The sequence below is a fragment of the Haloferax sp. s1 genome (genome assembly GCF_058382125.1).
Genome location: NZ_JBZRPK010000530.1, coordinates 1 through 6,742 on the forward strand (window position 1 = coordinate 1; position 6,742 = coordinate 6,742).

Consider the following 6,742-nt stretch of genomic DNA (forward strand, 5'->3'; position numbering starts at 1 on the left):
GCTCGCAGCAGCGCTCATCGACCGCCAGATGCTCACCGAACAATACGAGCGCGCGCGCATCCAATCGGAGGATGTCCAGACGCTTCTCCAGACGGTTACGGTCGAGGAAGACGAAGAACTGACCGAACGGTTCGAAGACGGCGAGATGCCCGCAGTCATCGATATCGAACTCGAAGACGGCACGACTTACCACGTCGAGAAAGACGACTTCCGCGGCCATCCAAACACTCCCATGGACTGGGACGAACTCGAAGCAAAGTTCCACCCGATGGCCGCCGCTGTCTACGGCGAGAGCCGCCGAGAGGAGATTATCGACTGCATCCGAAACCTCGAGGAACGCCACGTCGACGACTTGCTCGCGCTCCTCGACTGACGACCGCCGTAGTCAAAGTCACAGCATCACCCCAGAGAACAAGTAGCACGCCATGTTATACCTAGTTGACATGGCAGACCCAGACCGACCTTTCGACTTCCTGCACGTCAACGAGCGAGAGGACAAGCCACGCGAAAAAGGAATCACGGAGATTCGCGGGCCGTACTACGACCCGATGGGACCGCGCGAACTGCGGGATATCCTAGAGACAGTGGGTCACTACGTCGATATCTACAAGTTCAGTGGTGGCTCGTTCGCGCTGATGCCCGAGGACGCCGTCACGGAGATGATTGGCATCTGCCACGAACACGACGTAAAGGTGAACACCGGCGGATACATCGAGAACGTCCTCGTTAGAGACAACGACAAGATTGAGGAATACGTCGAGGAGTGTGCGCGCGTCGGCTTCGACATCGTCGAAATTTCCTCGGGCTTTCTCGCTATCGACACGGATGATATGATTCGGATGACCGAACTGGTCGCCCAAAAAGGACTGGAACCCAAACCCGAAATCAACGTTCAGTTCGGCGCTGGTGGCGCTTCTGCTCCCGAAGAACTCGAGCGTGAAGGGCAACAAGACCCACAGCAGGCCATCGAGGAGGGTAAGCGCCACCTCGAAGCCGGTGCCGAGCACCTGATGGTCGAAGCCGAAGGCATCACCGAGGAAGTCACCGAGTGGCGGACCGATGTCGTCTACGAGATAGCGAACGAACTCGGCATGGAAAACCTCGTGTTTGAGGCACCGGGTCCTGAGATGTTCGAGTGGTACGTCAAGAACTTCGGACCAGAGGTCAACCTGTTCGTCGATAACTCACAAATCGTCGAACTCGAATGCATGCGCTCCGGTCTCTGGGGCAAAGCCACCTCGTGGGGACGGGTGGTCTCTTACAAAGAATAGGCTGCCAATAGGCTGCCGACAAGGGGGTACTCCCCGTCACTGTGCTCTTTTGTCCGTATTACCAGAGAACGGATAGCCGAAGAGGGCGGTCGAAGCATAGTCGTTGCTTCGCCTTTAGGCGTCGAACACTTCGGCCTCACGGAGCCATCACTTCGCGCTACTGACCTGCGAGGAACGTCGGTTCGAGGTGTTTCTGCGTGACCTCACGTTCGAGGTGGTTCCGGAACGCATCTCGCTCGATGTCGTTTGCCTCGCGCTCCTTTCGGTCACGGACTGAAATCGTGTTCGACCCTTCCTCGTCGTCGCCGACGATAATCATATAGGGGACGCGGTCCTCGTGAGCCGTCTGGATTTTCTTCCCGATGGTCCACGAGCGGTCCTCGATTTCGACGCGGTACTCGTCGAGTTCGCTGGCAACCTCGCGAGCGTAGTCGAGGTTGTCGTCGCTGATGGGGAGGACGCGGATCTGCTCGGGGGCGAGCCACGTCGGGAACTTGCCGTCGAAGTGCTCGATGATAACGCCCATGAAGCGCTCGAAGGACCCGAGGAGGGCACGATGAATCATCACTGGGTAGTGTTCTTCGTTATCCTCGCCGACGTACGTCAGGTCGAGTCGGCGCGGGATGTTGAAGTCGACCTGCACGGTCCCGATGGTCCATTCGCGGCCGAGCGCGTCGCGGGCGTTGATACCGATTTTCGGTCCGTAGAAGGCGGCTTCTCCCGATTCGATGTCGAAGTCGAGGTTCTTCTCGTGGAGGGCGTCACGAAGCGCGTCCGTCGCTTGTTCCCAGAGTGCCTCGCCACCAATGGCGTTCTCGCCGCGCGTCTCCAGTTTATAGAGGACTTCGAGGCCGAAGTGGCTGTAGATGTCCTCGATGGCCTGGAGGATGTTCAGAATCTCCGACTGAATCTGGTCGGGGCGGACGTAAGCGTGCCCGTCGTCTTGGGTTAAACCGCGCACGCGAAGCAGTCCGGAAAGTTCACCCGATTGTTCGTTCCGGAAGACGTTCCCGAATTCGCTGAAACGTATCGGGAGGTCCCGATAGGAGCGCATGGAGGTGTCGTAGATGTGACTGTGGTTTGCACAGTTCATCGGCTTCAAGCCGTACTCGGTGTCATCCTGTTCCCACGCGAACATTTCGCCGTTCTCTCGGAAGTTTTCGTAGTGGCCGGACTTCTGCCAGAGTTTTGCCTTGTTCAACTCGGGCGTCCGCACCTCGTCGTATCCGAGGTCTTCGTTTTTCTCGCGGATGTAGGCTTCGAGTTCGCGCCGAATCGCTATCCCGTTCGGGTGGTAGTGAACGCATCCCGGCGAGTGAGCGGGAATACTGAAGAGGTCGAGTTCCCGAGCAAGTTTGCGGTGGTCGCGCTTTTCGGCTTCCCGGCGCAGTTCGAGGTAGTCTTCCAGTTCCGATTCGGACTCGAAGGCCGTCCCGTAGACGCGCGTGAGTGACTCGTTTTCCTCGTCGCCGCGCCAGTAGGCCGCGGAGATATCGAGGAGTTCGAAGCCGCCGATTTTCCCCGTCGATGAGACGTGCGGACCCTTGCAGAGGTCCTGAAACTCACCCTGTCGGTAGAACGTAACTGGGTCCTCGCCTGCGGCTTCCTGCTCCAGGATTTCGCGCTTGAACTGATTGTCATCGTAATACTCGAAGGCGTCCTCGCGGTCCAATTCGACGCGCTCGATGTCGTAGTCTGCTTCGATTATTTCCTCGGCTTCGGCTTGAATCCCCGCGAGGTCGTCGCCGTCGAGGTCTACGCCGTAGATGTCGTAGTAGAACCCTTCGTCGGTGTAGGGTCCGATAGCCAGTTTCGCCTCGGGATGGAGACGCTGAAGGGCCTGTGCGAAGATGTGTGCCGCCGAGTGGCGCAGCACGTCCAAATACTCGTCTGAGCTTTCGGTGACGATTTCGACGGTGGCGTCTTCGGTGATTGGTTCCGCCGCCGCGACGAGTTCGTGGTCGACGATTCCAGCGACCGTATCGCGGCCGAGACCCTCGCCGATTCGATACGCGACTTCTTCGACAGTGGTTCCCCGAGGAACGTGACGTTCGGAACCATCTGGGAGCGTTACCACTATCGTGGAGGAGTTCTGCTGTGACATGAGATAGACCTCTCTCAGCGTCGTTGAAACGCGAGCAAAGCGAGCAATGACAGTAGCTGAATGGTTAGATGGCGAACGCCCGCCGTGTAAAACGGCCACCTACCGTCATTGGTACCATATACTTTGGTTGGAAGTATATAACTATGTTCTTCTCCCTGACAAGTGGGTGCAGGAGAGAACGGTGATTGTCGCCGTGCCGACCAATGAGGGGGGCCGAAGGATGTTGGAGGACCGAAGAGGGTTGGAGGACCGAAGGGAGGGGGGACCGCTGTGAGGGAGGGACAGCATCGACGGAAGTGGCGACACCGCGTCACCATCACCGAACCCACAGCGAAGGTGTGATGAGACGTTCCGTCGACGCCCTGGCCAAGACGGCACGTGGTCAGAGGCACCCCATCGTGCCGCCGTGGCCAGTTGTTGGGCCGCCACCTCGCATCGCACGGGGCAGCGGCATATATTCGTAGTCGGGGATGGAAATTGGCGATTACTCGTCTAGTACGGTGACTTGCGTGAATAGAATGAGTATAGTTAGTATCCCAACTAGACGAACGCTTCCGATGGGTGTATCGGCGCTGACGTGGTCCGCCTAATCGGCCGATAGCGCGCGCTCGTAGTATCGAATGACTTATCGACCCAACAGGGATGTTGTTCGAGTAAATGAAACGTCACCTCCGTGTTCACGTCGTCCCTCTGTGGCGCGAACACGACCGCATCATCGGTCCCGTCGAGGACGACCGGCCTGACCACGTTTATCTCCTCGAACACGAGGACCCGTCGGTCGAGCGGCCGAACTACCACGAAACGGTTGTCGACCACATCACCGATGTCGTCGGCACGCCGCCCGCCGTCGAGTACGTCGACCTCTTCGATATGTACGAGGTGATGGGTGCCATCACAACGATTGCCGACTGGCACCCGGACGACCTCGTTCGAGTCAACGTCACCGCCGGGACGAAGCGGGCGGCAATCGGCGCGACGATGGCGTGTATGGACGAACACACCGATGCTGAGCCGTACGTTGTCGATCCAAAATCCCGCCCACACGGTCTCGACACCCTTGCCACGGAAGGGTTCGAGGAGGCATCGCTCCTAACGACGTACCAGATTAACTCTCCGACTCCCGACCAGGTCGCTACGCTCGCAATCATCGAAGCTCACGATACCGACTCGAAACACGCTAAGAAGAAGACGCTCATTACGGAAGCAGCACACTACGGTCTCGACTTCATGAACGGCCGCGTCGACGGCGACCCGGCGGACTACAAGCCTACAAACGGTGACTACAACGTCCTCGGCAATCGCGTCACGTCGACACTCGAACACAAGGAATACGTGTGTATCACCAGACACGGCACGCGCCAATATCTCTCGCTCACTGAAGAGGGACGCCAGACGCTCCGTGCGTTCCGTCACCGGGCCGAATCCGTCATTACCGACCTTGAAGCGCGGACAAAAAGCCCGGAAGACGACATCGAATTCGTCCTCGACAACCCTGTCGACACGCTCGTCGAGAACCGGTCGTAGCGGCTTGCTACTTCGGTATCGATTGGTCCGTTGGGTTTCAACTCGCCGCGGGGTGCCGTGCTATCTGGCACAAAGACTATCGACATTGTCACGTATCATTCGCCGTGGACCGAGAGAAGGAAAAAACTCGTCTCGATGTATCTCACACTAACTGGTGGCAGCGTAGTGCTACTCGCTGTCGGAGACGGTGTCGGACTCACGGACATCCGATTCAATGACGGTTTCCTCGTTCCGCTTTTCGCCGCGACGACCGCACTCTATGCCGGAATGGTTGTGACGTATCTGGTTGCGAACGAGCGGACGAATTGAGTCTCAGAGGACGAAGTCGGCTCTACACGAATCTCTTTAGCACGTGAACCACGTGCGTCCATAGCGTTCCTCGTAGTCGTTGGGATGATTGTACCTCCTCTAGAATAGTGAAAAATAATTTACAATATGTCCGGAATATCTTAAGGGATGCCCTCCCCCAATACTTCGAGACGAGCATTTCTCGCCGCCTCGGGGACGACCGCACTCGCATCACTCACTGGGTGTCTCGATAGACTCAGCGAAATGAATGACCGAACGTACAACCGCGATGCGCCGGTTGGTTCGATTTCCGGGGCGTGGCCGACGTATCAACACGACCTCGCAAATACCGGGTACGCTCCTGATGCACCGGGGTAGGAGGAGATGCGGCAGCTGACCCGGGCTGCCCGGATCAGCACGCCGTTGTCGACTGGCAAGGCTTTCATCAGTCTCTTTCGAGGCCCTCTGACCACCTGACGAACGTGTGTAGCTAAGGCGCGAACGCCAGTTGATCGAACTCACCTCACTCTTTTCGGTCGGTAGTCGATTGAATCTGTTCCGAGGTTCGGCACCCACTGTTTAGTCGTGGGTTGATGACCGGCATCGTGCTTCCCATAATCGATATGAAAAAAATTGATGCCTTGTGAATGAATAATACATGTCGATGGCTGAACGAACCAGAACAAATCTAGTAGGCAATGGCAAGATATTAGTCATTGTTCTCAGCACGTTGTTGATTCTCCAATTATACTCCGCATATATTTCCATGAGTAGTAGGGGGCTCTTATCAATGCACGATGACATAATATTCCTGTATCTGAATATTGCCTTATTGGTTGGTGTAGCTCTCTCTATTGTGAATGAAAATACTTTCAATATTTTATTATCGATTGGCGGATTAATTATTGTTACTATATCTTTTTCTATGAAAAAAAGCTGGGTGAAAATCGCAGGTGCATTGCTATTTGCCGCCGGCCTTTTGTATTATTCAATAGATAGTTATGGTTGGATTTGATTATTCAACTATAACTATCTGGTAGTGTCGCACGCCGCTCCCAAAGAATCGCGTTTTCAGGATATCCGAGGCTGCAGTCCTTGACTGAGTAGTGGTGGAGCTACTGGTTCAGCTATAATAATGGAGGTCAGGGTACTGTCTAGTTAACTACCTGAGCTGGCGTTCGTCCATCGAGTGCTTGATGCGGTCGCTGAAAATTATAGTAGTGAACGAATACTGCAAGCTACTGGCGGACGCTCAGCCGACTGCCCACCATGAGTTGTGGGAACAGTCGACGCACATCTTGAACGTGTGAAACCACTTTTCGATCAGGTTTCGCTCTGTGTAGTCGACCCAACCGTTCACTCCTAATCGTGAGAAGGCAGTCCGATAGCCGAACGCATCGGCGAGAGAACACCGTCTCTGAACAGTCGTGTTTCTCGCACACGCCGTGGAGAAACGCAGCCGCCGGATCAGTCCCATGACGCTTGAACAGCGCGACGTCGAGAATCACTTTCGTGTCGAGGTCTATTGCAGCATATAACCAAGACCACTTGCCAT

6 protein-coding genes and 2 pseudogenes are annotated in these 6,742 nt (G+C 56.0%); 6 read left to right on the top strand and 2 right to left on the bottom strand.

Features of this window, described 5'->3' with window-relative positions:
* Together QT222_RS09005 and QT222_RS09010 are read left to right on the top strand one after the other, a co-directional pair.
* A pseudogene (locus QT222_RS09005) lies at nt 1–373 on the top strand (MmgE/PrpD family protein); the annotation flags it as partial.
* A 70-nt stretch (nt 374–443) separates the two neighbouring features.
* A complete protein-coding gene (locus QT222_RS09010) occupies nt 444–1,271 on the top strand; it encodes a phosphosulfolactate synthase (protein ID WP_004056211.1) in 828 nt (275 codons plus the stop codon).
* Between the two features lie 157 nt (nt 1,272–1,428).
* Here QT222_RS09010 and thrS read toward each other — a convergent pair whose 3' ends face one another.
* Entirely contained in the window at nt 1,429–3,375 is a 1,947-nt protein-coding gene (gene thrS, locus QT222_RS09015; RefSeq protein ID WP_491476971.1) for a threonine--tRNA ligase, read from the bottom strand.
* Between the two features lie 657 nt (nt 3,376–4,032).
* On the opposite strand from thrS, the gene QT222_RS09020 reads away from it, so the two are divergent.
* The 4 genes from QT222_RS09020 (at nt 4,033) to QT222_RS09035 (ending at nt 6,202) form a co-directional block, all read left to right on the top strand.
* Nucleotides 4,033–4,899: an HFX_2341 family transcriptional regulator domain-containing protein gene (locus QT222_RS09020; RefSeq protein ID WP_491476972.1), complete on the top strand. Its 867-nt coding sequence runs from the start codon at nt 4,033–4,035 to the stop codon at nt 4,897–4,899.
* A 165-nt stretch (nt 4,900–5,064) separates the two neighbouring features.
* Entirely contained in the window at nt 5,065–5,208 is a 144-nt protein-coding gene (locus tag QT222_RS09025) for a hypothetical protein (protein ID WP_491476973.1), read from the top strand.
* Between the two features lie 147 nt (nt 5,209–5,355).
* Nucleotides 5,356–5,565 (top strand): hypothetical protein, encoded by a 210-nt coding sequence (locus QT222_RS09030; RefSeq protein WP_491476974.1) that lies wholly within the window; start codon nt 5,356–5,358, stop codon nt 5,563–5,565.
* 286 nt (nt 5,566–5,851) lie between these two features.
* Nucleotides 5,852–6,202 (top strand): hypothetical protein, encoded by a 351-nt coding sequence (locus tag QT222_RS09035; RefSeq protein WP_491476975.1) that lies wholly within the window; start codon nt 5,852–5,854, stop codon nt 6,200–6,202.
* A 139-nt stretch (nt 6,203–6,341) separates the two neighbouring features.
* On the opposite strand, the pseudogene QT222_RS09040 reads toward QT222_RS09035, so the two are convergent.
* Nucleotides 6,342–6,742, bottom strand: a pseudogene (locus QT222_RS09040) (integrase core domain-containing protein); the annotation flags it as partial.

Bases quoted from the DNA above. Each gene is read 5' to 3' on its own strand.
- QT222_RS09020 (WP_491476972.1), top strand. From the start codon at position 4,033: ATGAAACGTCACCTCCGTGTTCACGTCGTCCCTCTGTGGCGCGAACAC.
- thrS (WP_491476971.1), bottom strand. From the start codon at position 3,375: ATGTCACAGCAGAACTCCTCCACGATAGTGGTAACGCTCCCAGATGGT.
- QT222_RS09010 (WP_004056211.1), top strand. From the start codon at position 444: ATGGCAGACCCAGACCGACCTTTCGACTTCCTGCACGTCAACGAGCGA.
- QT222_RS09030 (WP_491476974.1), top strand. From the start codon at position 5,356: ATGCCCTCCCCCAATACTTCGAGACGAGCATTTCTCGCCGCCTCGGGG.
- QT222_RS09035 (WP_491476975.1), top strand. From the start codon at position 5,852: ATGGCTGAACGAACCAGAACAAATCTAGTAGGCAATGGCAAGATATTA.